At 65.2% G+C, this 23,250-nt stretch carries 22 protein-coding genes and 6 pseudogenes; 6 read left to right on the top strand and 22 right to left on the bottom strand.

All coding sequences use genetic code 11. The features are described from left to right. Nucleotides 1-23: 23 nt before the first annotated feature. The 4 genes and pseudogenes from ACQUSM_RS11885 to ACQUSM_RS11870 form a co-directional block, all read right to left on the bottom strand. Nucleotides 24-317 (bottom strand): annotated as a pseudogene (locus ACQUSM_RS11885) (SWIM zinc finger family protein); the annotation flags it as partial. Nucleotides 318-376: 59 nt separating this feature from the next. Then, on the bottom strand, nucleotides 377-772 hold the full coding sequence (locus ACQUSM_RS11880; protein WP_435118824.1) for a DUF7567 family protein: 396 nt from the start codon (nucleotides 770-772) through the stop codon (nucleotides 377-379). Nucleotides 773-789: 17 nt separating this feature from the next. Continuing rightward, nucleotides 790-951: pseudogene (locus ACQUSM_RS11875) on the bottom strand (DUF7568 family protein); the annotation flags it as partial. Continuing rightward, nucleotides 948-1,217 (bottom strand): annotated as a pseudogene (locus tag ACQUSM_RS11870) (hypothetical protein); the annotation flags it as partial. The pseudogenes ACQUSM_RS11875 and ACQUSM_RS11870, both read right to left, overlap by 4 nt. Nucleotides 1,218-1,365: 148 nt before the next feature. Here ACQUSM_RS11870 and ACQUSM_RS11865 point away from each other — a divergent pair. The 3 genes and pseudogenes from ACQUSM_RS11865 to ACQUSM_RS11855 all read left to right on the top strand — a co-directional run bounded on the left by ACQUSM_RS11865 (nucleotide 1,366) and on the right by ACQUSM_RS11855 (nucleotide 2,742). Further along, nucleotides 1,366-1,677: a hypothetical protein gene (locus ACQUSM_RS11865; protein ID WP_435118822.1), complete on the top strand. Its 312-nt coding sequence runs from the start codon at nucleotides 1,366-1,368 to the stop codon at nucleotides 1,675-1,677. 6 nt (nucleotides 1,678-1,683) lie between these two features. Continuing rightward, on the top strand, nucleotides 1,684-2,181 hold the full coding sequence (locus tag ACQUSM_RS11860) for a type II toxin-antitoxin system VapC family toxin (protein ID WP_225935242.1): 498 nt from the start codon (nucleotides 1,684-1,686) through the stop codon (nucleotides 2,179-2,181). 11 nt (nucleotides 2,182-2,192) lie between these two features. Beyond that, nucleotides 2,193-2,742: pseudogene (locus tag ACQUSM_RS11855) on the top strand (DUF7342 family protein). Nucleotides 2,743-2,749: 7 nt separating this feature from the next. Here the strand turns inward: ACQUSM_RS11855 and ACQUSM_RS11850 are convergent. The 10 genes from ACQUSM_RS11850 to ACQUSM_RS11805 form a co-directional block, all read right to left on the bottom strand. Continuing rightward, nucleotides 2,750-3,202, bottom strand: a complete 453-nt coding sequence (locus ACQUSM_RS11850) for a hypothetical protein (protein WP_435118820.1) — start codon at nucleotides 3,200-3,202, stop codon at nucleotides 2,750-2,752. Beyond that, nucleotides 3,199-3,711, bottom strand: a complete 513-nt coding sequence (locus ACQUSM_RS11845) for a winged helix-turn-helix domain-containing protein (RefSeq protein WP_435118818.1) — start codon at nucleotides 3,709-3,711, stop codon at nucleotides 3,199-3,201. The genes ACQUSM_RS11850 and ACQUSM_RS11845 overlap by 4 nt, the downstream gene beginning before the upstream one ends. A gap of 223 nt (nucleotides 3,712-3,934) precedes the next feature. After that, the gene (locus ACQUSM_RS11840) at nucleotides 3,935-4,834 is read right to left on the bottom strand and encodes a DNA-binding protein (protein WP_435119702.1); all 900 of its coding nucleotides are present in this window, start codon (nucleotides 4,832-4,834) and stop codon (nucleotides 3,935-3,937) included. 661 nt (nucleotides 4,835-5,495) lie between these two features. After that, nucleotides 5,496-5,855 (bottom strand): type II toxin-antitoxin system PemK/MazF family toxin, encoded by a 360-nt coding sequence (locus ACQUSM_RS11835; protein ID WP_435118816.1) that lies wholly within the window; start codon nucleotides 5,853-5,855, stop codon nucleotides 5,496-5,498. 3 nt (nucleotides 5,856-5,858) lie between these two features. Continuing rightward, on the bottom strand, nucleotides 5,859-6,125 hold the full coding sequence (locus ACQUSM_RS11830) for an AbrB/MazE/SpoVT family DNA-binding domain-containing protein (protein ID WP_435118814.1): 267 nt from the start codon (nucleotides 6,123-6,125) through the stop codon (nucleotides 5,859-5,861). A gap of 522 nt (nucleotides 6,126-6,647) precedes the next feature. Then, on the bottom strand, nucleotides 6,648-7,019 hold the full coding sequence (locus ACQUSM_RS11825; RefSeq protein ID WP_435118812.1) for a hypothetical protein: 372 nt from the start codon (nucleotides 7,017-7,019) through the stop codon (nucleotides 6,648-6,650). Between the two features lie 18 nt (nucleotides 7,020-7,037). Next, nucleotides 7,038-7,178, bottom strand: coding sequence for a hypothetical protein (locus ACQUSM_RS11820; RefSeq protein WP_435118811.1), 141 nt, complete (start codon nucleotides 7,176-7,178; stop codon nucleotides 7,038-7,040). Then, nucleotides 7,175-7,405, bottom strand: a complete 231-nt coding sequence (locus tag ACQUSM_RS11815; RefSeq protein WP_435118809.1) for a UPF0175 family protein — start codon at nucleotides 7,403-7,405, stop codon at nucleotides 7,175-7,177. Before ACQUSM_RS11815 ends, ACQUSM_RS11820 begins: the two co-directional genes overlap by 4 nt. A gap of 314 nt (nucleotides 7,406-7,719) precedes the next feature. Next, complete coding sequence (locus ACQUSM_RS11810; protein WP_435118807.1) at nucleotides 7,720-8,232, bottom strand: hypothetical protein; 513 nt, start codon at nucleotides 8,230-8,232, stop codon at nucleotides 7,720-7,722. Beyond that, nucleotides 8,233-8,535 carry a hypothetical protein gene (locus ACQUSM_RS11805; RefSeq protein WP_435118805.1) on the bottom strand — a complete coding sequence of 101 codons (303 nt, stop codon included), beginning with the start codon at nucleotides 8,533-8,535 and terminating at the stop codon, nucleotides 8,233-8,235. Nucleotides 8,536-9,244: 709 nt separating this feature from the next. On the opposite strand from ACQUSM_RS11805, the pseudogene ACQUSM_RS11800 reads away from it, so the two are divergent. Further along, nucleotides 9,245-9,837: pseudogene (locus ACQUSM_RS11800) on the top strand (beta-class carbonic anhydrase). A gap of 29 nt (nucleotides 9,838-9,866) precedes the next feature. Here ACQUSM_RS11800 and ACQUSM_RS11795 read toward each other — a convergent pair. The 4 genes and pseudogenes from ACQUSM_RS11795 to ACQUSM_RS11780 form a co-directional block, all read right to left on the bottom strand. Further along, the gene (locus ACQUSM_RS11795; RefSeq protein WP_435118803.1) at nucleotides 9,867-10,124 is read right to left on the bottom strand and encodes a hypothetical protein; all 258 of its coding nucleotides are present in this window, start codon (nucleotides 10,122-10,124) and stop codon (nucleotides 9,867-9,869) included. Between the two features lie 117 nt (nucleotides 10,125-10,241). Then, a pseudogene (locus ACQUSM_RS11790) lies at nucleotides 10,242-10,582 on the bottom strand (type II toxin-antitoxin system PemK/MazF family toxin). Next, a complete protein-coding gene (locus tag ACQUSM_RS11785) occupies nucleotides 10,579-10,938 on the bottom strand; it encodes a MarR family transcriptional regulator (protein WP_435118801.1) in 360 nt (119 codons plus the stop codon). The pseudogene ACQUSM_RS11790 and the gene ACQUSM_RS11785 overlap by 4 nt, the downstream one beginning before the upstream one ends. A 141-nt stretch (nucleotides 10,939-11,079) precedes the next feature. Continuing rightward, the gene (locus tag ACQUSM_RS11780; protein ID WP_435118799.1) at nucleotides 11,080-12,003 is read right to left on the bottom strand and encodes a transcription initiation factor IIB; all 924 of its coding nucleotides are present in this window, start codon (nucleotides 12,001-12,003) and stop codon (nucleotides 11,080-11,082) included. A gap of 197 nt (nucleotides 12,004-12,200) precedes the next feature. Here ACQUSM_RS11780 and ACQUSM_RS11775 point away from each other — a divergent pair, with 197 nt between their 5' ends. Next, nucleotides 12,201-15,788 carry a type IV secretory system conjugative DNA transfer family protein gene (locus ACQUSM_RS11775; protein WP_435118797.1) on the top strand — a complete coding sequence of 1,196 codons (3,588 nt, stop codon included), beginning with the start codon at nucleotides 12,201-12,203 and terminating at the stop codon, nucleotides 15,786-15,788. A 635-nt stretch (nucleotides 15,789-16,423) separates the two neighbouring features. Here ACQUSM_RS11775 and ACQUSM_RS11770 read toward each other — a convergent pair. The 3 genes from ACQUSM_RS11770 to ACQUSM_RS11760 form a co-directional block, all read right to left on the bottom strand. After that, on the bottom strand, nucleotides 16,424-16,939 hold the full coding sequence (locus tag ACQUSM_RS11770; protein WP_435118795.1) for a hypothetical protein: 516 nt from the start codon (nucleotides 16,937-16,939) through the stop codon (nucleotides 16,424-16,426). A 137-nt stretch (nucleotides 16,940-17,076) separates the two neighbouring features. After that, a complete protein-coding gene (locus ACQUSM_RS11765; RefSeq protein WP_435119701.1) occupies nucleotides 17,077-18,474 on the bottom strand; it encodes a sugar transferase in 1,398 nt (465 codons plus the stop codon). 55 nt (nucleotides 18,475-18,529) lie between these two features. Further along, nucleotides 18,530-20,884: an STT3 domain-containing protein gene (locus ACQUSM_RS11760; RefSeq protein ID WP_435118793.1), complete on the bottom strand. Its 2,355-nt coding sequence runs from the start codon at nucleotides 20,882-20,884 to the stop codon at nucleotides 18,530-18,532. Between the two features lie 109 nt (nucleotides 20,885-20,993). On the opposite strand from ACQUSM_RS11760, the gene ACQUSM_RS11755 reads away from it, so the two are divergent. Further along, complete coding sequence (locus ACQUSM_RS11755) at nucleotides 20,994-21,404, top strand: VanZ family protein (RefSeq protein WP_435118791.1); 411 nt, start codon at nucleotides 20,994-20,996, stop codon at nucleotides 21,402-21,404. Between the two features lie 84 nt (nucleotides 21,405-21,488). Here ACQUSM_RS11755 and ACQUSM_RS11750 read toward each other — a convergent pair whose 3' ends face one another. Beyond that, entirely contained in the window at nucleotides 21,489-23,114 is a 1,626-nt protein-coding gene (locus ACQUSM_RS11750) for a type IV secretory system conjugative DNA transfer family protein (RefSeq protein WP_435118789.1), read from the bottom strand. Between the last annotated feature and the right edge of the window lie 136 nt (nucleotides 23,115-23,250).

Genomic DNA, 23,250 nt, shown 5'->3' with positions numbered 1-23,250 from the left:
CTTCCTGGGGGTGAAAATCAGGGCCCGCAGTCGCTGACGGCCTGCATCGCCATCGCGAGCTCGAGGAGCTTCGGACGGATCGCGACGGCGACGCGATGCTTGCACGGGCCGTCGTCCCGTTCGTCGGCGGGACACGAACAGCTGACCGGGAGGCCGTCGACGACCGCGACACGGTACTCGTGCTTGGCGGGATCGAGGTGGCTCTCGTTACGAACCCGGACGTCGCCGGCCTGCAGCGAGAACGCGAAGGCTTCGTACTGGGCACGTTTGCGCACGCGATTCGACGGGTCGAGTTCGGCGAATGGTGGGTGCTCCATCCTCCGTGAAGACGGGTTGTTGGTTTCGACTATCTAGACGAGGCTGCGAAGCGGGACCACTACGCCAGGTGGGCGACGTCATCCGGCTCGTCGACGTCGTCGAACTCGCCACGCTCGACGGGTTCCCACTCCTCGCCGGGGGCTGGACTCCACCAGTCCACCTCGTAGGCTCCCGGTGCGCCGAGGATCTTCGCCCGCGCTGCGCCGTCAGGGAGGTCGCGACGGAGTTTCTCGTCGACGTGGAGGTTCCACGTCGTGTCGGTGGTGAAGCGCGCGATCGCGGCGTCCTCGTGGCCGCGTGTCTCGAGTGGCTCCCGGAGTTCGACCTGCGTGTTGCAGTGCTTGCAGAACACCCCCTCGAATGGGATGTGACTAAACACCTCGTGTCCGCAGACCGGACACCAGAGGAACTCGAACAGTGCCTCACTGTGGCGATCGAGTACTTCCACACTCATCGGTGAATCAGGCCCGATCAGTCCGGGCCACTTCCTCGTGCCCGGCCGAAAAACAGCACCCAGCGCTCATTCACTCCCCGCTCAGCGCCGTAGACCATCCGTGAGGGGGCTTCGTATCCACAGTCGAGGCAGTCGTACCACCGCTGGACTTTCGCCCCATCTGCTGCCTTCTCGCCGACGCTGCCTCGTTCGTGCTAGTGGCGCCACTTCCGAGATGGTTGGTGAGACAGAACCGGCATTTCGTCTGGCCGTCTGGGACTGACGCCCCACAGGACCGGCACTCGCCATCGGCGGCCGTCGGCGCATCAGGGTAGCCACCAGCGCTCGTCGCGACGCGCTGCCACCGGGGGGTGCCCTCACAGCCGTCGTCCAGCCTCGTGTCCGGAATGTGGGACGCCTCGCCGGTCGGCCGCAGTTCCTCGAAATCCAGATGGCGATCACGCATCGGTTGGTGTGGTTTGTCCCGAATTCGTATTTCAACGTCAGGGCCAGTAGTCCGCTCTGTCTCCCGTTTGAATATGGGATATGAATTATTTCATGCGAACATCTTATACTTCATGAGCAAGTAGATGGGAGTAGCAACTGGGATCCCTATGAGCAGTAACGACACCAAGCACGTGCAAACGGAACTGAACGAGGACGAATACGAACGCTTCCGGGAGTTCGCGCGAGAGCACGGCCTCTCGCTCAAGGAAGCCGGCCACGAGGCGCTTATCGAGTGGATCGAACGCCAGCAGCAGGCTGACCCGAACGACCCGGCGTTCACAGTCCTCGACGACCTCGAGGACGAATCGCTCCCAGCGTCGGCGGCGACGGATGCCCGTGAGGAAGACGATATCGTCGAGGAGTGGGACGGCAGCGACGAGTCGTTCACGCTCGCCGATGACCCGTCTGCGCAATCCTGAATTCGGATGGCTGAACCAGTCGAAACCCCGATTGGGACGATCACCCCCGAGCATTTTCGCCCGGGACACGTCCGCCATCAGGTCGTCGTCGGGCCGAAGTTCCTGTACGCATTATTCAACCCACAAGATCAGATGCACGCAGTTTCGCGGGCGTTCATGACCTTTGTCCGCGACGGTGACCTCCCCTATCGTCGCCTCATCGTCAACGATCACATCGTCGACGAGGCTGCCACACGGCTGAAAAAGCAAGCGTCGATGCGGAACGCAGCCTCGTTCCTGACGACGCTCGACGAGAGCACGCTCTATCAGTTCGAATCCGTCTCCGAGGACGTTTTCGATGACGCCAAAGCAACGTTCGTCGAGTGGACGGATCTTGATGCGTCACTCACCGATTTCACTGTTGCAGCCCATATGGACGCCTTAGGGGTCGATCACATCCTTACGTACGACCGGCACTACGATGCGTTCGACGTGACAACGCTTCCGTATCGTAATCAGAGCTAGCGGTGACAAGTATGTCCGAATCCCCGCAGGACGGCGTTCAGTCGTGGACTGAGTCGATGAGCGCTCGCGATCGCATTCGAGCGGTCGCCGAGACGCTCCGTGAACCGCGGTCAGTCAACTGGATCAGCGCAGGCCGACGCCGCCTGGAGCACGACCAACGAGGAACTCCAGGATCTCGTCGACCAGGGCCACCTGCGCCGCGTCGAGACCGACGATACAACGCGCTACCAGCCGGACTATACGCGACTGCTCTTCGAGGAAATCCGGACGCTCATCGAGGAGAACACGCGCGAAGAGCTGCGCAACGAATTGGCCGCGATCACTGAGGAGATCGAGGCGTGGCAGGCGACCTACGACGTCGAGACGTGGGAGGAGCTCGAACAGTCGCTCGCCGACGGCGACCTCACAAGTGCCGAACTCCACGAGCGCCGTGACGTGATCACGCGGTGGGAGGAGAATCTGGAAGACCGTCGCCTCATCAAGCACGCGTTGGCGCTCTACTCGGATGTCGAAGCCGCTCGTGAACAGATGATGGACATGGCTGACCGCGCCATCCGCTAATCCCGTCTCACGGCGGGTTTGAGGCGCTATTCCGCTGCTCTCTATCGTCGTCCTCGTACGCTGCCCGCCACATCGCATGCACGGCACGCGTCACGAGTGACACCTCGGTCACGTCGATACAGGATGATTCGGCGTCCGTCGTCGCGGTCTCGGGCGGCGGGTGGAAATGGATCTCGGGGGAGTGTGTGTTCGGGTGGCGATCGAAGCGCCAGTTGACGTCGTCGCTATCGACGTAGTGGAACGAATACATCCCGAGTTCGCTCCACTGGATATCGAGCCGAGCGCTCTCGGCGTCGCCGAACCCATCGCTGAGACTGATCTGCAGTTCTGTGGGGTCGACGATGTCGTCGTACGCCGTGGCGTCGACGAGCGGTTCAAGTTCGAGCCAGAGGTCACGAATCCGCTGGAGCGCCGGGAGATAGATCGGCCCGAACTCACCGGCGCGGTCGCCACCGGTCATACGGCGAGCTGGTGGCTCGCCTCGTCGTAGGCGAGTGCGGCGTGCGCAACGGCGAGATTCTGTCGGGTCGTTCGCCACGCGGTCAGATCGTCCCACCCCTCCGTCTCGTCAGCGTCGAGTTGCTGGGCGAGTTCCTCCGGCGACACCACGTCGTAGCGGTCCTCGTAGCGCCGGATCTCGGTCTTCATCTCCTGGATACTGTCGAGCAACTCCGGCCGCTCGACGTCCTCACGGAGCTCGCGGATCCGGGACATCAACACCCGGTCGCTGTTGCGCTTGTACAGCGTGGTTTGGCCGTCCGGTTCCGTCTCGGCGAAGCCGGTGTTCACCAGGGTCTTGCAGTGGCGACGTGCCGTCGGCTCGCTCACGAGGGCGCGGTCGGCGATCTCGGCCGCCGACTGCCCGTCGTGGGTCTGTTCGACGATTTCGTACACCCGCTCGAACGGCGTAGTCTCCTCTTTCCAGTCCGCTTTGACTTGCTCGTTGACGTCGTCCCACGTCTCGGGCATACTGGATGCTACGTATTGTGTACGCAAATAGTTTTCTGAGAAAATTATCCTTTCTTCCTAACGGTTGTGGCTGCGCGCGCAGCGAAGTCCTCGTGAGCACATCGAACGAGGGCACGTGAGACGAGCAACTGCGAGTCTCACGGAGCGAGCACGGAGCGGAGGGTGGGGCAGTGGGGTCTGGGTCGGCCCGGCACACAGCAAAAAAGAGAGGTGCTCAGACTGGCTATGCGTCCCACCAGCGACCGCGTTCCGGGAAGTGGATACTGCTCCACCCGGTCACGGCCACCGAGATCCGGCCCTCGTACCAGTTCGTGGCCGCTTCATGGATCCGCACGCGCTCGCCTTCCTCGATCCACGGGGCGTCCGATGCTTTCCAAACTGTCACTTTGGTTTGCCCGCTCTCGTCCGCGATCAGTCCGACTTGTTGGATGGCCGGCGAATCACTGTCCCAGAGGGTCTTCACGCGACCGTCGATCGTGACCGTGCCGCGATCGACCTCTTCGAGGGCGTCGATGGGCACCGACCCTGTGGGCGCCGTCTGCAACGTTTCGAACACCCGCACGACCGCACTTGTCAGGTCCTGGCCGTCGACGACCGCTTCGGCCAGGCATCGACTGATCGCCGCCCGCGACCAGCCATCCAGCCGCGTCGCGAGTCGATCTGCCTCCGTGTTCACCGTCGCCAGTTCATCCTGGGAGAGCTCCGTTCGGGGATCATCCCGTTCGGGGTCGGCCATCGGCTCCACGCTCGCGGCCCGCGTCTGGAACTCCCGCCGACGCTTTGTGCTCCCTTGCGCGGCCACCGCTCGCGTGCGCTGCTCCCGACCGTCCTGCGTGCCCAGCTCGGCCTGGGCACTGATGCGCTCCAGTTCGGCTTCCCGTGCCCGAATGCGCTCTTCCTGTTCGAGGGTGACACCGTGAATCCGCTCGGTGCTCGTGTCCGCGATTCCCTCTGGGTGGTTCGCATCCACCTTCGCCTGTGTCTCCTGCTCGACCGTCGCCTCGATCACCGGCGTGTCGTCGACGACCGGGACGCCGTCTGCATCGACGGCCTCGTCTTCCGCGTGTTTGAACGCCTGTTCATCCACCGTAACGACCTTTCGGCTGGAGTTAGTACTGGACATGAACTCACTCCGAAGGCGCGCACGCGCCGACGCCGCGATGCTCCTATATCGCGGTTTTCCGACGCTACCGACCGACAGCACCAGCTGCGCGCTCTCGCTCGCGCCTTCGCGAGCGCCCTCTTGGGCGCGAGCGAGAGCGCGCCTGCATGCGGAGGCCCCAACCAGCACCGCGCGCCGTCCTGCCGAGCGCAGCGAGGCAGGGCTTGGAAGACGAACGGAGTGAGTCTTCCAGCGACCCGCCCGGAGCGAGCGACCAGCGGAGAAAGCGTGGGGGGTGAGCAGCCACGCCGCGCAACCCCTCGCGCTTTCCCGCTGGCGCCGAGGGCACATGCACTTGAGCCCGGAACGGGCGCGGGCGGTGCGGAGAGCGCCCGCACGCCCGGAATGGTCGGTCGCGAGCGAAGCGAGGCGCGACCGCAGGGAGCGCCTCGACGGCGAGCGGGGAGCGAAGCGACCCGCGAGCAAGCGGAGGGCGGCAGCGGCGCGCGGGGCGAGCCGTATCGTACACAGCAGAAAAGAGCCTGCCTGGCGACCGGGCGGCCAACCCGGAGTGACAGCCAACAGCACGAACCGTCGTAGTTGTTTCCGCTGTTGTCGGATTCATCCACGACTGAAGCCGTGAGCTTTCTCCTCGAAACGCTATAACGGTCGCCAGCCCGTCTCAGATCTCCGTGAGCCCGAGACTGTGTTCGAGTGCGGTATCAACCTCGGCCATCCGTTCTGGCGGGATCGAGCCGAGATTCTCGCTGATCCGGTGCTCGATAGAGATGGTTCGAATCTGGCTACAGAGCGCAACGGAGTCCTCCCGAAGCGCACACTCCTCGGCTGGAACGAGTACTTCGAAGGGATAGAGCTGCTCGTCAAACGAGGTAGTGAACGGAACAACGATCGTTGTGGGTGCGTTTGCGTTTCCGATATCGTTCTGCACGACGAGACACGGACGTGTTCCCCGTTGTTCGGATCCCTGTGTGGGGTCGAGTTCAACGATTACGATGTCGCCTCGACGGACAGACGCTGCCATCCGCTACCACTCTGGGGCATCGCCGAGATGGTCATCAGCTTCCGTCGAGACGCCCGCGAGTTCCTCAGCGAGGTCGCGGGTCCGCTGGGCACGCTGACGGTACCCCTCGGCCAACTCCTCACGAGTGGCGGATTGATCGATAACGATCTTCCCTCCCTCTTCGCGAATCACGACGTCGTCTCCCCCCTTGATTCCGAAGCGTTCCCGGAGATCTTTCGGGATCGTCACCTGTCCTCGTTTTCCGATTTTTCGCCGTTCGCCCTTGCTCATGCATATTCATACCCTATTCATACTCATAACGCTTGGGGGGGAAGGCAGTGAGCAGCGACGCCGCGCAAGCACTCGCGCTATCCCGCTGGCGCCGAGGGCACATGCAGTTGAGCCCGGAACGGGTGCGGGCGATGCGGAGAGCGCCCGCACACCCGGAATAATCGGTCGCGAGCGAAGCGAGGCGCGACCACAATGAGCGCCTCGACAGCGAGCGGGAAGCGAAGCGACCCGCGAGCAGGCGAAGGGCGGCAGCGGCGAGCGGGGCGGGCCGTATCGTACACCCTTGTTCAACCGGCTACGTCGCTCGGTGAGGCATCTACCGTCCTGGCGGACTCAGAAAGGGCGAGGCCGCCTCGGTCGTCCCTCGGCCCCGTAAGCACCGCAGGGACGAGGCGCGCAGCGTGGGTCGCGAGATGCCGAGCGGCCGAGGGATTTCGGGAGTGGTTCACCCATCCTGGCCAGCGTACGTTCTCGTATGTGCTGGCCTGCGCACCACTCCTGTGCTACCACGAAGACGGCTGGTTAGTCCTCGACGTCCTCAGGAAGAGCCGCAGTCACGCTGTCGACCGGTGCGTAGTAGTTCCGCTCCTCGATCCACGTTGTGAGCCACTCATCCGCCGTCTCGACCGTCAATTCCTCGAGAACGACGCCGCGAACCAGCAAGCCAATTGACCCGGTGAGTGCAACGTCGTAGTCGGCCGCGAGCGCTCGGGCGGTCCCGTCATCCGTCACGAGCGTCCCACCAGCCGTGTGCGCAGCCACGAGGGCTTCGGCTTCGCCGGGATCGAGATGGGTCTGCACGGCCGGATAGTCCTGCTGGAGTTGCTCCGGTGCGGTCTCAGCAATCCCGATCTCTCCTGATTCGAGGACGTCGAGTGCATGCTCCAGATACACGTAGCCGACCTCACGACCCTACTCCAGTTCAGTTCGGACAGCGGGAACTGTCTGGAGGGCATCGAGCGTCGTCGTCAGCCAGGAAACAGAGTCAGTGCTCGCGTAGTTGCTGAGCACTGTTGCATCGAGCACAACAGGCCGCGAGAACGACTCGCTCATTCAAGGTCGAGCGCCACATCGACTTCATCGTCGAGGTCGTCCATGGACTGCGGGCCGAGGCGCAGCTCAACACCGGCTTCTTGGAGGATTTCCTCCATCCCCCAGCGAGTCACGGCGGTGCGCTCGGCGGCCTTGCCAAGCGAGATCTCGCCGAGGACGTAGAGCCCGATCGTGGTCGCGAGCTCCTGCTTGTCCTCAACGGCGTTACGGCGACGATCAGTAGCCATGGGGGCTACCTAGAGAAAAGGGCGGTGGGCTCATTAATGTGTCTCGAAAAGGCCCTGTCGCCAGTGGCGTGAAGGGCGGCACGCGGCGAGCGGGGTGGGCCGTCGCGTATCCGGTAGAATAAGGAGGGTCCATTGAACGCCTAGGAGGCCCAGTGGAGTGCGTACAGGAGGTACAGGCTACAGAGGCTGATGAATGCTCCAAGGATGATGAGCCCGAGCGCACCAAGTCCCGAGCCCAACAGGCCAAACTGGATCGCTTGAGCACCCACGAGAACCGCAAAAACCGAAAGAACGGTCCAGGTCTTCGAATGCCGTCAAGGCTCTTCGAACAACGAGCGGGTCCGTTGCACGTAGCTGTTCGCGTCCCAGCTACGGGCGTTCCTGATCGCTTCAAGGAGCAGCCGTGCATCGGCAGCTGAGAGCTGTTCAGTTCGAACGAGCACTGAGAGGAGCGTCGGTGAGGTGACGAGCCGGGTATCAGCGAGCGACGCATGGATCAAGCCAAGCTGGGTGAATTCGTCACAGAGGAGGAGCTCGGCATCGGGGTCGTTCGCAAGAGTGACGGCCGCGTTCTCGCCATCGTCAAGCGGAAACTCGGCCTCAAGGACAACTGACCGTGTCTCGAGCGCGTCGGTTCGATCGAGGACGATGGCTGCAGCATGACCGTGTGCGTCATCGTATGAGGCGATCTCCTGGAGTTCCTCGATGACCGCCGTTGGGACGACGATTTCGTATTGGGCGAGGCAGAGCGCGAGCGGATCAGGGTCGTCGTCAGCAACGATCCCGAGACTGACGAGGGCGGAGGCATCGGCAACGAGTGTTGGCATCTATGCGTCGGCGACCTCGTCGATGAAGTCCGCATCCAGCTGCTGTTTCAACACCCGGAGATTCGCCGCCTCCTCGGCACCAACGAGGGTTTTGAGTTGCTTGAAGGTGATCTCGTCGTCGTAGTAGGCGGCGGCGATTTCCTGGGTTAGCGCATCGTCGTGCGTGGCCTCCTGTAGATACTCCCGGAGCGCGGTCACAAGGATGTTCGTCCGGTCTTCGCCGAGTACCTCTGCGAGTGCGTCGGTCCGGTCAATAAGCCGGTGTGGCGCCCGGAATTGGACGCGTTTCTTATCGCTACTCATTATGTGTCCGTTGTGAGCCAGCCACTTAGCCCTTCTCGTGTGTACAACGTGAGCCACGCCCAGCCGGGCATCAGTCGGACACGAGATGTGCCTCGAGGTCGCTGACCAGGCCTCGGGCCGTCCTGTCGTCGACATCCGCCGTGTCGACGCCGGTGGCATCGCGGTCCTGGGCGAGCTGTTCTTTCTCGAATCGCTCGTAGTCGGCACTCGTGTCGTCGTGCGGATCGGGACCAGGCCATGGTGGGTCACGCAGCACACTGTCGCGCGCTGCACGCCTCCTGGCACAGAGAAATACCCCATGATTGACAGATTCGGTATCTTGTCGAATTGACGAACCACCAGAATACGCTTATGCGGAAAGTGGTGTCGTGGGTAGGGGTGAGAGAGTGAATCAAGCCCATCGTTAACCAACGTAGTGGGGGTACCGACCAGTTCTGTTGGTTAAGTTAGGCCGATAGAGATTGGATGCAGCCGCCGATTCCTGTGGCAGGCTCGCCGACGACCGAATGGTGGCAGGTCGCTGCTGACCGGTGAACGGCCGGCGGTGGCGATTTCGTTGGCTGTCACGCAGTATCGACCGTTCGCCCGCCGTGCAGCTTGACATCCTCCCACCCCTGAAGGGGTGGGCTTCCGCTCGCTACGTGTCATAGCCGGCGGCAAAGCTCCGTACTGTCGCAACGCTCCTCTTACCACGACCGTTGTAACGAGTATGGGAGAATCCCACAACCACCACGAACACGTCGACGACACGGTCGCGGAGCGGGCGAACTGGGCCCGGCGTCGCCGCGAAGGTATCCCGACGAACAAGAACCTCCTCGTCATCGCCTGCATGGACGAACGGATCCCCGTTGAGGATGTCCTCGGCCTCGAACTCGGCGACGCCCAGATTTACCGGAACGCCGGCGGGAAAGTGACCGACGACGTCATCCGCTCGGCGGCGCTGACGACGAACTTCTTCGAGACCGACGAGATCATCGTCATCAACCACACCGACTGTGGGATGATGAGCGCCCCGACGAGGCCGTTCGGGAGGGACTCGAGGCCCAGGCAGGCGACCTCGAGGACGTCGACCTCGACCCGTCGTTGCCCGAACTCACTATCGGCGACGCCGACCTCCTCGACTGGGTCAAAATGACCGACGACATCGACGAGGCCTGTGCGGCACAGGTCGAGTACCTGCGCCAGTCGGAGCTCATCCCGGACGACACCACTGTCTCGGGGTACGTGTACGAGGTCGAGTCTGGCGAACTGCGGGAGCCCGGCGATCGCATCGCTGCCGAGATCAGCGAACGGCAGTCGTAGGCCAGTATCGCCTCGCCAATACGGATTCGCTAGGTGTCGTCAGTATCGGCCGCGGCATCAGCGATATCCGCAGCGACGTCAGTGACGTGCTGCTTGTGTGCTGCCGATGTCTGAACGCGCTGGGCGGCCTCGAGCTGATCGTTGACGATCGCGTTCTGCTGGGCCCCCCATTTCTCTGGAGGTTCAGACTCGATATACGCTACCCAGCGTTTGATCGCGGCGATGCGCTGCTCGCGGTTGCGGGCGTGTTTCGCGTCCAGATCGTCAGGCACGTTTGAGTCGGGCATACTCGGCGTCGACCTCGAGTCGGGCTACCCACGTTTCGAGCCGAGAGCCACTAAGGCTTTGCTCAAACAGGGTATTCCCAGTTCGTTCTTGGATTTCGTCCACGGTCGCGTAACCGGTCATTCCTCGGCCGAGGGTTCGAGATACGTTCCGAGCGCGTCGACGACGGTCCGGACGAACGACTCCTCGAGACGACCCTGCCGCCGAACGATCGCAGCGTGCTTTGGCGACGCGACTGCCCACGGTGAGGCGTAGCTCTGTCGGGGCATCCCGCCCTCGACCCAATCAGCGTCATCCAGGGGGATCCCTTCGTCGTGGGGCGTCGTCGTCAGCGTGACCGTCATGTACTCCTCGTCACCGAACGGGTGCCTGTCGTTGTTCAGGATGAGCCACGGTCGCGGATTTCTCCTGGCTTGAACGGGTCCGGCCCCCAGACCACATCCCCGCGCTGATAGCTCATTCAGTCGCCTCGTCGTCGACCGCGTGCTCCAACCACTCGTCCATGTCTTCTTCACCGAACCGGTCGTTCGCGGCCCGCGTGCTCTCGACCATACTCGTGTAGGCAGCGACGTTGTCGGCCTCGCCAAGCGCCCAGTAGTTGCCTTTGTGGCGAACGAGCCCGCGATCTTCGAGCCGTGAGAGGACGACGCTGATGCTCCCGGCGTTCACGTCGGTCGCGTCGCGAATCTCGCTTTGGGTGAACGCCTGGTCGGGATACGTGGCGAGGAACCGCATCACGCGGTCGGCGTTGGTCTCCCCATTGTGCTTGAGGCGGTCCTCGGAGGAGGCTTCGAAAGTCTCGATGTCGATGGGCATATGTATCTCTTTGTCAGCGAATGTATTAGCTGTATCGACGTATTTCTAAACTAGGGAGTCAGCGGAGATCGGTTGAGAAGCTAGGAGAGCTACTCCTGTGTAGCGCTGGCGTTGACCCCCGCCATATGTCTGGTTCGACGGTCACTCTACAACGGAGAGCAGCCGGTCACGATGGGCCCGGACCGTCTCGATCGTCACCTCGGCGGCCGTCGCCGCGTCGGCTTGCGTCAACGGCTCGTCGTTGGCACAGGCCGCCATGTACAGGCAGGCAGCCGCGAACCCGGCGGGATGCACGCCGGTCGTGACGCCGGCGTCGACGGCCTGCTCAGCCAGCCGTGTCGCGTCGTGTTGTACGGCGTCGGTACACCCGAGTTCCGACGCCAGCCGGGGCACGAACTGTGGGGGCGCCATCGGCGACGTGGGTAACCCGAGTGCCTCGTTGAGCACTGTGTAAGCGTTCTCGACGCGCGACTGCGCGACCTGGGCGACCGGCGTCACGTCGGCGATGAGCCGCGAGTGCCCGTTACAGCGACAGACCGCGAACACGCTCGCCGCCGCCATCGCCTCGATCGACCGCCCCGGGAGCAGTCCCTCGTTCTGCGCCGTCCGGAACAGCTGACACGCCTGATCCCGCACGGAGGCAGGCAGGCCGAGTGCGCTCGCGATCCGCCGGATCTCCGTGAGGCCGTGGCCGAGGTTCCGGTCCTGTGTCGACTGCCACCGGCCGCGGGCGTGCTCGCGGCGCAGTCGAGCGAGGCGGCGACGTTTCTGGGGGGCGATCTCGCACCCTGCTGCGTCCTGGCCCGAGCCGATCCGGGTTGAGAGGCCGCGATCGTGCCGGGCGGCGGTCAGCGGCGCGCCAGTCCGCCGTCGCTCACCCTCGTCGTCGACGTGCCACTCCGGGCCGTGATCGATCGCTTGGTCGTCGATGACCAGGCCGCAGTCCTCGCAGACGGTCTCGGCCGTGTTCGTTCGCACCTGTCCACCGCATTCGGGACACGGGCTGGTTGTGCCACACTGGACGTCCTCGTCGAAGCCGCGATCGTAGATGTTGCTCGTGGGCATTGGACTCACCTGCACGAGGTCACGCCACGTCGGCGCGCCCCGCACCCCTCCCAGGGGCCGAAAAACCGCCGCGTGCTGGTCACCGCTCGTGTCGGCAGCGGTAACTGAATGCGGAATCCGGGAAAGAATATACGTCGAACCGGCCGTAATTAGCTACCGAATCGGACGACGTGCCCGACGACCGGCAGGGCTAATCCATGGTCCCAGATGAGTTCACTACCGAGCGGTCGTACCTCCGTATCCAGCCGAGTGACGACCCGCTTCGCGCCGAACAGGTGCCACAGGCGATCGCCCAGCTTCACCGAACGACGGGCGGTGACGGCGATGCCCCGCCGACGTACGAGTGGCTGTTCGCAGCCACCGGCACGGCCGACAGCACAGGCGACCGGCATATCGAGTGGTACGTGGGCTGTGACGGCCCCCTTGCGCCCGTCAAACGGACGCTCCGACAGACACTCCCCGACTCGGTCGATCTCGTCGAGACCGACACGACGTATCGCGCAGCCGTCGATGAGCCGCCGATACCCGACCCGGATGACGACCCGGGGGAACCTGACTGGGACGTCGCCGCCGTCGAGTGGGAGGGAGTGGGCGATCGCCCCGAGGACTGGCAGTGTCCGTTGCCTTCGCTCAAGGCGTTCGCCGTCGACGACGCGCCACAGACAGACGAGGCGCCAGCCGGCAACTGGCCGCTCGCGAGCCTCCTCGACGCGCTGGCGACAAGCGATGCGCCTGCACTCGTCCAGCTGCTCGTGACCCCACGCCCCGACTGGCGCGCGACCAAACAGGACCGCATCATCGACCTCGAACTCAACAGCGACCTGCGACGCAACGCCCTGCTGCAGTCACTCCTGGGCTCGTCGGGCTCGGCCGACACGGGCACGGCGACCAACGCGGCCGACGACGCCAGTACGGACACGTCGATTGCGCCGGCCAATCGACGACGGATCGAGGCGCTCGAAACGGTCGACGTCCGCCGGTCGTTCACCGTCAACGCCCGGGCAGTCGCCCTCGACAATGACGCCGCCAACGCGACCCAAACGGTCGAGTCGGTGGCAACGGGGTTCGAGGCAATCCGCGGCGACGACTATCGGGTCACACCAACGCAGCACGAGTACGGGGCCGACGCGGCCCACGATCAGTTCATGGCTCTTTGCCAGCGCAAGGCCCACCAGTCGCCGACGCGCTACACCCACCTCGTTCCGGGCACGACGAACGCGAGCCCGGCCATCGTCGCCGATCCGGGAAGCGTTGCGGCGTTCTGCATTACGAACGGGCCAGCACTCAGCCCTGCGGCGAGTCGCGCCCTCGAACCGACGCCGACCGACCGCACGGGGATCGAACTCCCACCGCGGACCGTCCTCGACCGCTATCTCGCCCAGCCGGGGATGACGGTCGGCCACCCGAAGACGGCCGACCGCGAAGCGCTTGACGCAACGCTGTCGCTCCCGCCGTCGATCCAAGCCCTCCATACCGCGTTGTTCGGGGCGACCGGCGCCGGGAAAACCGCGGTCGGCCAGAGGATGCACTTGACGAACCACGCGGCGACTGAGGGCGCCACCATCTACATCGACGCGAAAGGCGACGACGCGCCGGCCGAGTACGCCCGCACCCATTTCGCACGGTACGGTGATCTCGATGATGTCTACTACTTCGACTGCACCGAGTACCTGCCCGCACTCCCGTTCCTGACGATCGAGCCGCTACTCGACGCCGGCTTGGATCGGGAGTGGGCCGTCAACACGGTCGCCGAGCACTACATCGACCTGCTTGCGGCGGCGATGGGTCCCGAGCAGTTCTACAGCGCGGAGGCGGCCGTCGAGGTGATCCAGCAGCTCGTCCGCGCGCTGTTCGACCCCGTCCACGGCGCCGACAGCATCAGCCAGCAGGAGCTACTGGCGGCCGCCGCGCAGTTCCACGAAACCGGCAATCCACCACCCGTCTCCGACGGCGCGCTCCACCAGAAGCTCGCGAGCACGGCCGCCAACGCCCCGACGACGTTCGACAGCATCATGAGCGCCGTCACTCGGCGCATCGGCATCGCCACCAACGACACCCGGCTCGCCCCACTGTTCGAGGCCCAGCACGACACGGTGACCTTCGACCTCCGCGCCGCGCTCGACGAGGACTGCGTCATCGTGTTCGACCTCCGGGGCTACGGCGACCGTTCGCGGACGCTGCTGGCGATCGCGATCCTCTCCCAGCTCTGGCGGGCCCTCCAGCGGCGGCAGGCCCTCGGGACGGCGACCGACCACCCGCTCGTGAACTGCTACATCGAGGAGGCGGCCGAGTTGGCGACGACCGGCATCCTCGACACGCTGCTCTCCCAGGGCCGGGCGTTCGATCTCGCGCTCACCCTCGCGATGCAGTTCCCCGAACAGCTCCGGGACTCCCACCAGCGAGTGTACGCCGAACTGCTCAACGACGTCGGCACCATCATCACGGGCCCCGTCGGCGTCGATCGCCGGCTGGCCGAGCGCTTGGCGACGAGTGACGCCGACGCGGACGCGGTTGCGGACCGCCTTCGCGATCTCCAGCGCGGGGAGTGGCTCGTCCGGCCCGCGGCCCCGTTCGCCGACCGGCAGCCGCGCCCGTTCACGGTGACCTCGCCGTCGCTGCCCGCTGGGCACCCCGAGAGTGACGATCCGCTCACCGGCGCTCGCGAGGAAGCGTTCAGGGAGGCGTTCGACGACGCGAAAACACGGACCCGGGAGGAAGTGGGCGTCGCCGTTGGCCGCACGGCCAGCGGGAGTGCAGACCCCGCGGGTATGGAGGGACCGATCGAAGGATCGGTCGCCGGACTCGCGGCGGCGACGGCCACGATCCCGCACACGGAGCGGTTCCCCGACTGTCTCTCCTACATCGACGAGCCGCCGTACCCCCTCGTCTGTGACACGCGTGAGAAGCGCTATGCAGCGACGCCAGAGGGGATGCGGCGGGCGATCACGTGCCACCACTCGCTCGACGCCGTCGATCGGGCCGATATTCCCATCTGCTCGCTCGATCTCCTGCTCACGAGCGGGGAGCGCGCCGCGAGCCCGTACAGTGATGCGCAGCTACGCCTGCTCGCGGCTGTCTACATGGCTCACCAGCAGCGGTTCGACCAACAACTGGAGTACGACATCGTCTGGGACTCCATGACCAACCTGGAGGCCTACGTCGGGATCGACACGGACGAGGTGCAGGAACTGCTTGATGACGGGCTCTTACGGGTTGACTGTCGCCGCCCGCACAAGCTGTACACGGTGACGCCTGATGGCCGGGACGCGATCGAGGTCGGGCATCGGGAGGGGATCGCCTACGGCGACGGGACGGGCGATCTCTCGGAATCGAGTTTGCACGTCGCGATGGTCGCCGTCGGCGCCCGCCTACTTGAGGAGGAGTTCGTCGAACCCGACGATCAGCCGGGGACGCGTGTCGAACGCTACTACGGCGTCGATGACGGCCGGCTGGATGCGGCGGTACTCGATACCGATGATGCCGTCGTTGCGGCGCTTGAGGCGGAGCGGATCAACAACGACCGGCGGGAGGCGATTCCCGCGGACTTCGACAAGATGGCGGCCTGTGACCCGGAGGCTGCGTGGTGGCTGGTCAAGACCCGCGGCGACGGGCACGAAGTGTTGCGGGCGCTCAACGACCCGCCTGATGGTGAGTCGCGGGTCCCGCGAACGTACAGCGAGAACATGGCGCCCCGGGAGTACCGGCTCGACACCCCCGGGCTGACGGCGGTGTACACGTTCGAGTACGCGCGGGATTCGTTGCTTGATGCGGACCAGCCGCGGTAAACCGTCGGTTCGACGGGGAGCGGCGGTGGGCTCGGAACTACAGAGGCTGTATCGTCCGCAAGAACAGCGTTGCTGGCGTTTCGAGTCACCAGGCGGGGTGTGCGTCACCGAAGGGACTGTGCCAGAACTGTGCGTCCACATGGCTACCGTATCGGCGTGGAGTGGGTAGCTGAACGCTTCCGAGTGAGTGATCAGGGATCGATGTGTCGTCTTTAGCGTCGACGAACTGCCTGCAGGCATCGGTGTGTAGCGACAGTACGGCGTGCTCATCTCCGCGAGTAGGACTGGGAGCTTGGGTGGCGTCGACGTCTCGATCGAGACAGCCGGGTACTAAACTTGCTCCTCACGCCTGGCGCGACGTTTCGCGGGCCTGCGTTGGACCGCTGTCCCGCCACAGTGTGGTCGATCGGGAGATTGGTGCTCAACTCTGCATCGGCGTCGCTGGCACGCCACGCGGTTGGAGCTAGTGACGATCAGAGTACCAACACGGCATGGTTGCCCACTGCTGCGTGACTGCCCCTTGGTTCATCGACGGTACCGGGGGACTGCCTACACGCGCTTGCTCACGCCTGATTCCGGACTCTAGACGCTCTGTAGTACTGGCGACGACGGAGCCCTCATTGGCCGATGCCGAATCAGTCGGCGAGCTCCGCGTCCCACACCGCCACAAGAATCGAGAGGGTCTGTCCCGCGCCGACGAGCGCGATCGCGGCGAGGACCAGCGAACTGCCCGGAAGCAAGAACAGGAGCGCTCCGAGGCCGGCGAGCCCCGTCGCCAGCGTGTACCGTCGGTCTAGGCCGTCGGCGCCACCCACATGACGCGCGGTCGGCACGAGGGCGAGTGTCGGGAGCAGCATCCAGCTGAACACGGCGAGTTGAGTGCCGAGCAACTCCCCTGTCGCGACCCCGTAGGCCCCCGCGAGCGTGACGGGTATCCCGGCGACGATGACGGCGAGCCACGCCCGTAAGACCGGATCGGTGCGCATCTCTCGCCACGAGAGGCCGGCGAACGTGATCAGGAGCATAGTCATCACGACGTGGCCGACGAGGACGGTGTGTGCCGTGAGCAGTTCCGTGTGGGCAGCGGCGGCGAACCCCCACGCCAACGGCACCAGCGCCGCGGGGGCAGTCGCACGGAGCCGATGGAGCATACTCCCAAGTGCGACCCGGCCGGCAAAACCGATTCGGTGGGCGACTTTCGGAGAGTTCTCTGTCGATAGACGGGTGTTGTCTCTCGCCAATTCTCGGACTGTTGGGACTCTCCTGATCTTTCGGCGACCAGCCCTGGTCAATTCCGAACCGTGTTCACCACGTCGATACAGACCTTCCACACCTGTCGAACGACTAGCTTCACATCCAGCGTGAACGACTGCTCTTTCACGTACTGGAGGTCGTACCTGAGCTTCTCCTCCGGATTCGTACTCTTGACGTCGTTCACCTGCGCCAAGCCAGTCAACCCCGGCTTCACGAACCATCGTTTCCGCCAGGACCGCTCTTGGGCCTCCAACAGCGACTCTTCCTCTGTCCACACTGCTCGCGGGCCGACGACACTCATGTCGCCCACCAAGATCGACCAGAGCTGTGGAATCTCGTCGAGATGCGTGCGTCGTAACACACGCCCGACCCGAGTGATACGGTCGTTCTCTTCGTCCTCGACGGGCGTCGCCGACTCGCCTTTGGGCACCATCGACCGGAACTTGAATACGTCGAACGTCTCGCCGAACACGGCTGTCCGCTCTTGCTCGTACAGCACCGACCCGCCGTCGTCTAGTTTGATCGCCGCCACGACCCCGAGAATCACGGGACTCAACAGCACCAACCCCACCACAGAAAACGCCATGTCGAACCCCCGTTTCAGTACGTAGTCCTGGACGTCCCACGGCTCCACGTCCACGTTCACGAGGGTCCCCACATCGTCGCCGGAAGTCAACACCTGATCCGCGTGATCGCGGTGGACTTTCGCGTCGACGCCGTGCTCGAAACACGCGTCGAGCGCCCCGAAGAACTCCGCACGGTCGGTGTGCTCGAACGCCAGCACCACCGTGTCCACGTCGTACTCCACGAGCACGTCCTCGATCCGAGAGAGCCCGCCCAATCGATCCAGACTCGCGACGCCGCCGTCGGCGACCATCGGCGCCGCTGCCGACTCATCCGACACCTCGAACGCGATCGTTGGGCAGAGGTACCCTAGCAACGGCACGTCGATATCCGGAACCAGACGCTCGATCTCTGCCGGATCGTCGCCAACGACGATCGCCCGCTCCGACTCGCTCGACGGCTTGCGCCGCATCCAGACGAACCATGCCGGGAGTGCGGTCAGCAGTACCGGCGCTACTGCGAGCAGTGCCAGCCGGGGCAGTCGGTAGGAGTAGTCGAAGTAGCCGATCGCTGCTAGCGCGAGCAGGCCAACGAGCACGCGTTTCTGGGCAAGCACGACCGCGTCGAGGATCCGACGTGGACGCGGCTTATACAGGGGAAGCAGCGCCGCCACAACGACGGCGACGGTCGTCGCGACCTCGTACATCCCCTCGACGGTTCCCGGTGGGCTGGCCGACAAACGGTCCAACAGCGGCACCGAAGTCAAAACGGCCTGGGCGGACGGGCTGTTCACAACGCTGACAGCAATCGCAGTGATCACTGCGACCCCCAGCGCGCTCCCGACCCGGTACCGCCAGCCCCCGTTCATTACGTAGCTATCAGACGTTACGAAGGATAAACACACCGACTGCGTTAGCCGACGCCTACCCGCCGTCAACGCGCACGGACTGTCCGGACTCCACGGCCTCCTCAGAAACAGTCACTTCCTCACCACCGATCACGTACGTCCCGGCGTACGGCACGCGCACTGAGTAGTTCCCCGAGGCGTCGGCCGTCGTCGTCCGACTGTACGTGACCTCGGTCCCCGCAACCTCGATGGTCGTCGTCGCCGTCACCGTCGCGTTCGACTCGGCCGAGCCGGTCACGACTGCCCCTGGAACTAGCGTGAACACCTTCATCGATCCGTCGTCACTGGCCCACACTCCGCGATAGTGCCCCGTTCCGTTCCCCCAGTCGTGGAGTCGGCTGTACATCGTCTCCTCACCCGCGCTCGACAGTTCGCTGTGCCGATCGATGACGATGAATCCAGTTCGACCATCAAGCCGCTGGTACCACTCAGACGCGTTCAGCGAGTTCAAGAAGTTGCCATAGTTCGACTGAGCGAACCCGTACCCCCGCGACTCCCCACTCACGATCGCGTTGTACATCCGGCTGTCGCCCCACTCGCTGAACACGTAGCTCTGCGGGTACTCCCACCCTTGGTTGGTCGCGTACTCGTCCATGAACGTCGCCGCCTCGTAGCTCTCGTCGCTCACCATGAGGGTTGAGGTACGAGCGGGGCTGATCACGGCACCGAGCCCACCGACGAGCAGTACGATGAACCCGATCGCGACGATCGTCTGCCGGTTCGGAACTGAAAACGCCGGCGCGCCCGGCGCGCGGTCGGACCACGAGTCACGGCCGTCGTCGGCGACCATCGCCGGCCGCACGGTCGCGCCCGTGATCGCACTCAGGTGGACAACGGCGACGCCCGCGAACACCGACGAGAACAGCGCGAGCTGCCCCGCGAACCGGACCTGCAGGAGCGCGAGCAGGAAGAACACCCAGCCGTAGCTTCCGACGAGCAGCCAGATCGGGTTATTCCGCTGCCAGCCACCGACGAGCGACCATGCAAGATACGGCAACGCGAAGAAGAGGCTCAGCCCGAAGAAGAAGAAGGGGCCAACGATGGTTCCGTACTGCGTTCCGAACAGTGAGGCCGTCTCGGCGATACCTGCGACTGAGCCGGCCTGCACGAGCCGGTCCAGTTCCTGTGTGAACTCCGCCCCGAACTCCGGAACCACGGTGTACGCGACGGCGAACACGACGCCCCCGGCCACCACAACCGTGGCCGTCGTCAGCTGGGCCGAAAGCTCCTGCCGCCGGGCAACTTCCCCGACGCCGATCACCGCCGCCAGTCCGGCGGCGAGAAGCAGCGGCGTCACCACGACCGACGGCTCCTGCCAACCGAACGTCGTGTGGACGGCGAACGCGAGCAGCCCACCGACACCAACGGCGCCAGCGAGCACCAGATCACCGAGCGGCGACACATCCGCATTCACGGCGGCCGTGGCTCGCACGACCCCGTAGAAAGCCAGCGGCACGAGGAGGACTGGGCCAGCGTTCCACGCCAGCACCTGGCCGGCGACGCCGATACTGACGACGCCCGCGAGCGCGGTCGTCACCGGACTGAAGAGCTCCCGTGTTCCCGAATCCGTCGTCGACGTCCGTTGGAGCAGCGCGACAGCCGCGACGGCCGTGATCGCGAGCCAGACGTAGTCGAACGCGTGGTGGTCCGCAAAGCCGATCGCCGTCCGGTAGGCATGGACGGGCGTTACCGCGAGCATCACGACGCTCGCGACACCGATACGCCGGTCGTCGGTGAGCTGGACCGCGAGGACGTAGACCGCACCGGCCGTCAGCACCCCGGCGACGACGGGGTACCACGCGAGGACGAGGTCCGCGGCTTCGACGGTCCCGCCCAGCAACTTGGTCGCGGCGAGCAGCGTCGCGGTCAGCAGTGGCTCGCCGAGAAGTATCGAGTCGGGAAGCGAGGTGACAGTTGCCCCCTGTTCGAGGGACTCTAAGAGGAGATAGCGGTAGTAGTACGGATCGTTCCCCAGCAACACCACGTGCTCGCTTCGGAACACCGACGGGAACGCGACCAGTCGCACGGCGACGACGAACGCGAGCGCAGCGGCGAGCGCGATCCCGACACGTCGAGGTGGGAGATCAATATCGAACTCCAGTGCTGGCGCGGAGTCGTCCGCAGACGACTGGACCTCCTCGCCGTCCAGCACTGCCTGCACCGCTTCGCGATCGGCGACCCGGTACTCACCGTCGGCCTTCTCGACGATCCCTCGCGAGACGAGTTCGCCGAACGTCCCCGAGTCGAGCGGGATGTCGTCGAACGTCCACGTCTCGTTGTCGGCGTCGATGTCGAGCACAGCCCGGAGCTCCTCGTCGACGCCAGGGCGTTCTGAACGGAGGGTCGCGGTCGCCTCCCGCACGTCGCTCATTGCCCAAAGGGAGTCAGCCGCGGCGTAAAAACCTCCCTTTCACGCCGGCGATCGTCGATCCGACGTTCCAGTCGGGAGGTTTTTGCGTGGCGGGCGAGGGGTTCGGCCCATGCGGCAGTTTCGCGTTCCGTTGCTCCCCCGGATCGTCCGCGCTGCGGGCGTCGTCGCCGTCGTCGCGGTGATCTTCTACTTCTCGCTGCTCGACACCGTCGCGGCGCCGCCGACACCCAGTCCGTGGTGGGACAAGCAGCTCCACCTTGCGGCGTACGCCGCCCTCGCGGCGGCGGCGGTGTACGCGACGGCGAAGTGGCGCCGGGGCTCCGTCCGGCGTGGCGTCGCAGTGCTGGTCGCCGTCCTCCTCTACGGGATCGGAATCGAACTCCTCCAGGGCCAGATCGCCGGCCGATACTTCAGCTTCGGCGACCTGTTCGCGAACGTGATCGGGACCGCGATCGGCGGCCTCTGGCTCGCAGTGGAACGCTACGTCACCTACCGTCGGCTGTGGAGGAAGCCACGCTAGCCACCCGCCACGCGACGGTTCCCTTTCACCGCCTCATCCACCACCCGAGTCACAGCGCGTACCCCGTGGACCCCGGGCGATCGATCACTCCTGCCAGATGCGGTCGCCCCCGCGCGACTGGGGCGACCCGCGGTTCGTGAGCGCCCGACGGGTGTCCTGGTCGAGCTCGGCGTACATCGGCAGGCGCACGCGAGCCCGGCCGTTGGGGGTGACGAGGAACCCCTCGCCGTCCCGGAGTTCCTGCATCAGCGAGACCCCGACGGGGCTCGTGATGGCGGGCTCGTTGCCCCCCGCGTCGCCGGCCCCGCGCCCGTTGGTCGTCCGTTTGCTCCCGCCCCCGAGCCGGAAGCGGGCGTAGTCGACGGTGCGCCGATCGCCGCTCCGGAGGTGGAGCTCGTACAGCATCCCCGAGCGTAGCGCGTCGCCGGCCAGATCGCCGTACTTGTCGTCGAGCTGGCTCACACTCTGGAGGCCGAGGATCGCTTGGGCGTTGCGTGCCCGCCCGGTGTCGATGAGCTCCTCCATGTTGGTGACGTCGGGGATGCGGGCGAACTCGTCGAGCACGAAGTACGTCTGGTCACGGTCCCGGAGCCCGTACTTGATCGCCCGGTGCAGGAAGAACCGGAACGCGGGCCTGATCCGCGAGCCCTCCGCGATCGGGTAGTCGAACAGGAGGACCCGCCCGTCGGGGTTCTCCATGTACTCGCGGATCGACACGGTCTCGCCGCTGTCGCTGCTCCGACAGAGGTCGCCCACCCCGAACGTCCGCTCCAGGATGAGCCGGAGCGTGGTGTACACGCCCGCGGTCTGTTTGCGAGCTTTCGGCGTGATCGCCCCGGCAGCGCCCTGGATGTCGGAGTAGCGCGGGGTCCCGTCGTCGCCCTCCGCGGAGAGCAGCTCGTGGGCTTCCTCCTGGCTGAACCGGCGGATGAAATCGAGCAGCTCCTTGTTGTCGGGCCGGACCCCCGCCCGCTTCCCCTCGCGATACAGGTACCGCAGGAGCCCGCTGAGCAGGTTGCTCGCGGCGTCGGGGAAGAACACGTTCTTCGAGCCCGCGCGGTGCTCCTTGAACAGCACGTCCGCCATCTCCTTGAACTCGTCTTCCCCCTCCGGACTGTCGGGGTCGATCTCCTCGAAGATGTTGTAGACGTGCGAGGCGTCGCGCGTCGAGAGCTTCACCACGTCCTCCCGCTGTTCGGCCCAGTCGGTGTAGTCGTCCTTGTACGAGAACACGACGACCGGCGTGTCGTCGTCGGCCCCGATCTGGTTCAGCAGCAGCTTGATCGCCTCTGTCTTGCCGGCGCCGGGCTCGCCCGTCACGAGCAGCGACTTGTTCCGCGCGATGGTGGCCATCGACGGGGTGTCGAGCGCCCCGGGCGCAAGCGGCGTCGACTGCTTCAGCGGCAACACGAGGTCGTCGTCGACGGCGCTCGCGTGTTCGCGGACGGACCCCTCCCAGTCGCGCGAGATGTCGGCGATCTCGCTGTCGCGGACGGCGGCCCGGTACCGCCCGCCCTCGGCCGGCTCGTCCGGGAACGCCTCCCCGTCGATCGGGGTGCTGACGGTCCGGCTGAGCCCCGAATCCCGGGGGCGGAGCTCGACGAACGCGGTGACTGTGGGGTCGTCACCGCTCCAGGCCCGCTCGACGGCGTCGACCGCGATGTCGTACTCGCCGTTCGGCAGGTCGCTCGGGAGGTCTGTCAGTGCCATCGTGGGTCGAGGTAGTGCCCGTCGGTGCGTCAGGGGCCGGTCAGCCCGGCGGCTGAACGCGGGTTTTTACGTTGGGTGTCCCGAACACGGCCGACGGGCGTGAGGCTGTACCGGCTTACGCGACCGTTCAGGCGGC

Origin of the sequence: Halolamina sp. C58 (assembly GCF_051195095.1) — an archaeon.
In the GTDB taxonomy this organism is placed as follows: Archaea; Halobacteriota; Halobacteria; order Halobacteriales; family Haloferacaceae; genus Halolamina.
Note: the sequence above shows the minus strand (reverse complement) of the source record. Positions and strands in the feature narration are given on the sequence as shown.

Coding starts and splice junctions, on each gene's coding strand:
- ACQUSM_RS11880 (WP_435118824.1), bottom strand. CDS start 772: ATGAGTGTGGAAGTACTCGATCGCCACAGTGAGGCACTGTTCGAGTTC.
- ACQUSM_RS11865 (WP_435118822.1), top strand. CDS start 1,366: ATGAGCAGTAACGACACCAAGCACGTGCAAACGGAACTGAACGAGGAC.
- ACQUSM_RS11860 (WP_225935242.1), top strand. CDS start 1,684: ATGGCTGAACCAGTCGAAACCCCGATTGGGACGATCACCCCCGAGCAT.
- ACQUSM_RS11850 (WP_435118820.1), bottom strand. CDS start 3,202: ATGACCGGTGGCGACCGCGCCGGTGAGTTCGGGCCGATCTATCTCCCG.
- ACQUSM_RS11845 (WP_435118818.1), bottom strand. CDS start 3,711: ATGCCCGAGACGTGGGACGACGTCAACGAGCAAGTCAAAGCGGACTGG.
- ACQUSM_RS11840 (WP_435119702.1), bottom strand. CDS start 4,834: ATGTCCAGTACTAACTCCAGCCGAAAGGTCGTTACGGTGGATGAACAG.
- ACQUSM_RS11835 (WP_435118816.1), bottom strand. CDS start 5,855: ATGGCAGCGTCTGTCCGTCGAGGCGACATCGTAATCGTTGAACTCGAC.
- ACQUSM_RS11830 (WP_435118814.1), bottom strand. CDS start 6,125: ATGAGCAAGGGCGAACGGCGAAAAATCGGAAAACGAGGACAGGTGACG.
- ACQUSM_RS11820 (WP_435118811.1), bottom strand. CDS start 7,178: ATGAGCGAGTCGTTCTCGCGGCCTGTTGTGCTCGATGCAACAGTGCTC.
- ACQUSM_RS11815 (WP_435118809.1), bottom strand. CDS start 7,405: ATGGCTACTGATCGTCGCCGTAACGCCGTTGAGGACAAGCAGGAGCTC.
- ACQUSM_RS11810 (WP_435118807.1), bottom strand. CDS start 8,232: ATGCCAACACTCGTTGCCGATGCCTCCGCCCTCGTCAGTCTCGGGATC.
- ACQUSM_RS11805 (WP_435118805.1), bottom strand. CDS start 8,535: ATGAGTAGCGATAAGAAACGCGTCCAATTCCGGGCGCCACACCGGCTT.
- ACQUSM_RS11795 (WP_435118803.1), bottom strand. CDS start 10,124: ATGCCCGACTCAAACGTGCCTGACGATCTGGACGCGAAACACGCCCGC.
- ACQUSM_RS11785 (WP_435118801.1), bottom strand. CDS start 10,938: ATGCCCATCGACATCGAGACTTTCGAAGCCTCCTCCGAGGACCGCCTC.
- ACQUSM_RS11780 (WP_435118799.1), bottom strand. CDS start 12,003: ATGCCCACGAGCAACATCTACGATCGCGGCTTCGACGAGGACGTCCAG.
- ACQUSM_RS11775 (WP_435118797.1), top strand. CDS start 12,201: ATGGTCCCAGATGAGTTCACTACCGAGCGGTCGTACCTCCGTATCCAG.
- ACQUSM_RS11770 (WP_435118795.1), bottom strand. CDS start 16,939: ATGCTCCATCGGCTCCGTGCGACTGCCCCCGCGGCGCTGGTGCCGTTG.
- ACQUSM_RS11765 (WP_435119701.1), bottom strand. CDS start 18,474: ATGAACGGGGGCTGGCGGTACCGGGTCGGGAGCGCGCTGGGGGTCGCA.
- ACQUSM_RS11760 (WP_435118793.1), bottom strand. CDS start 20,884: ATGAGCGACGTGCGGGAGGCGACCGCGACCCTCCGTTCAGAACGCCCT.
- ACQUSM_RS11755 (WP_435118791.1), top strand. CDS start 20,994: ATGCGGCAGTTTCGCGTTCCGTTGCTCCCCCGGATCGTCCGCGCTGCG.
- ACQUSM_RS11750 (WP_435118789.1), bottom strand. CDS start 23,114: ATGGCACTGACAGACCTCCCGAGCGACCTGCCGAACGGCGAGTACGAC.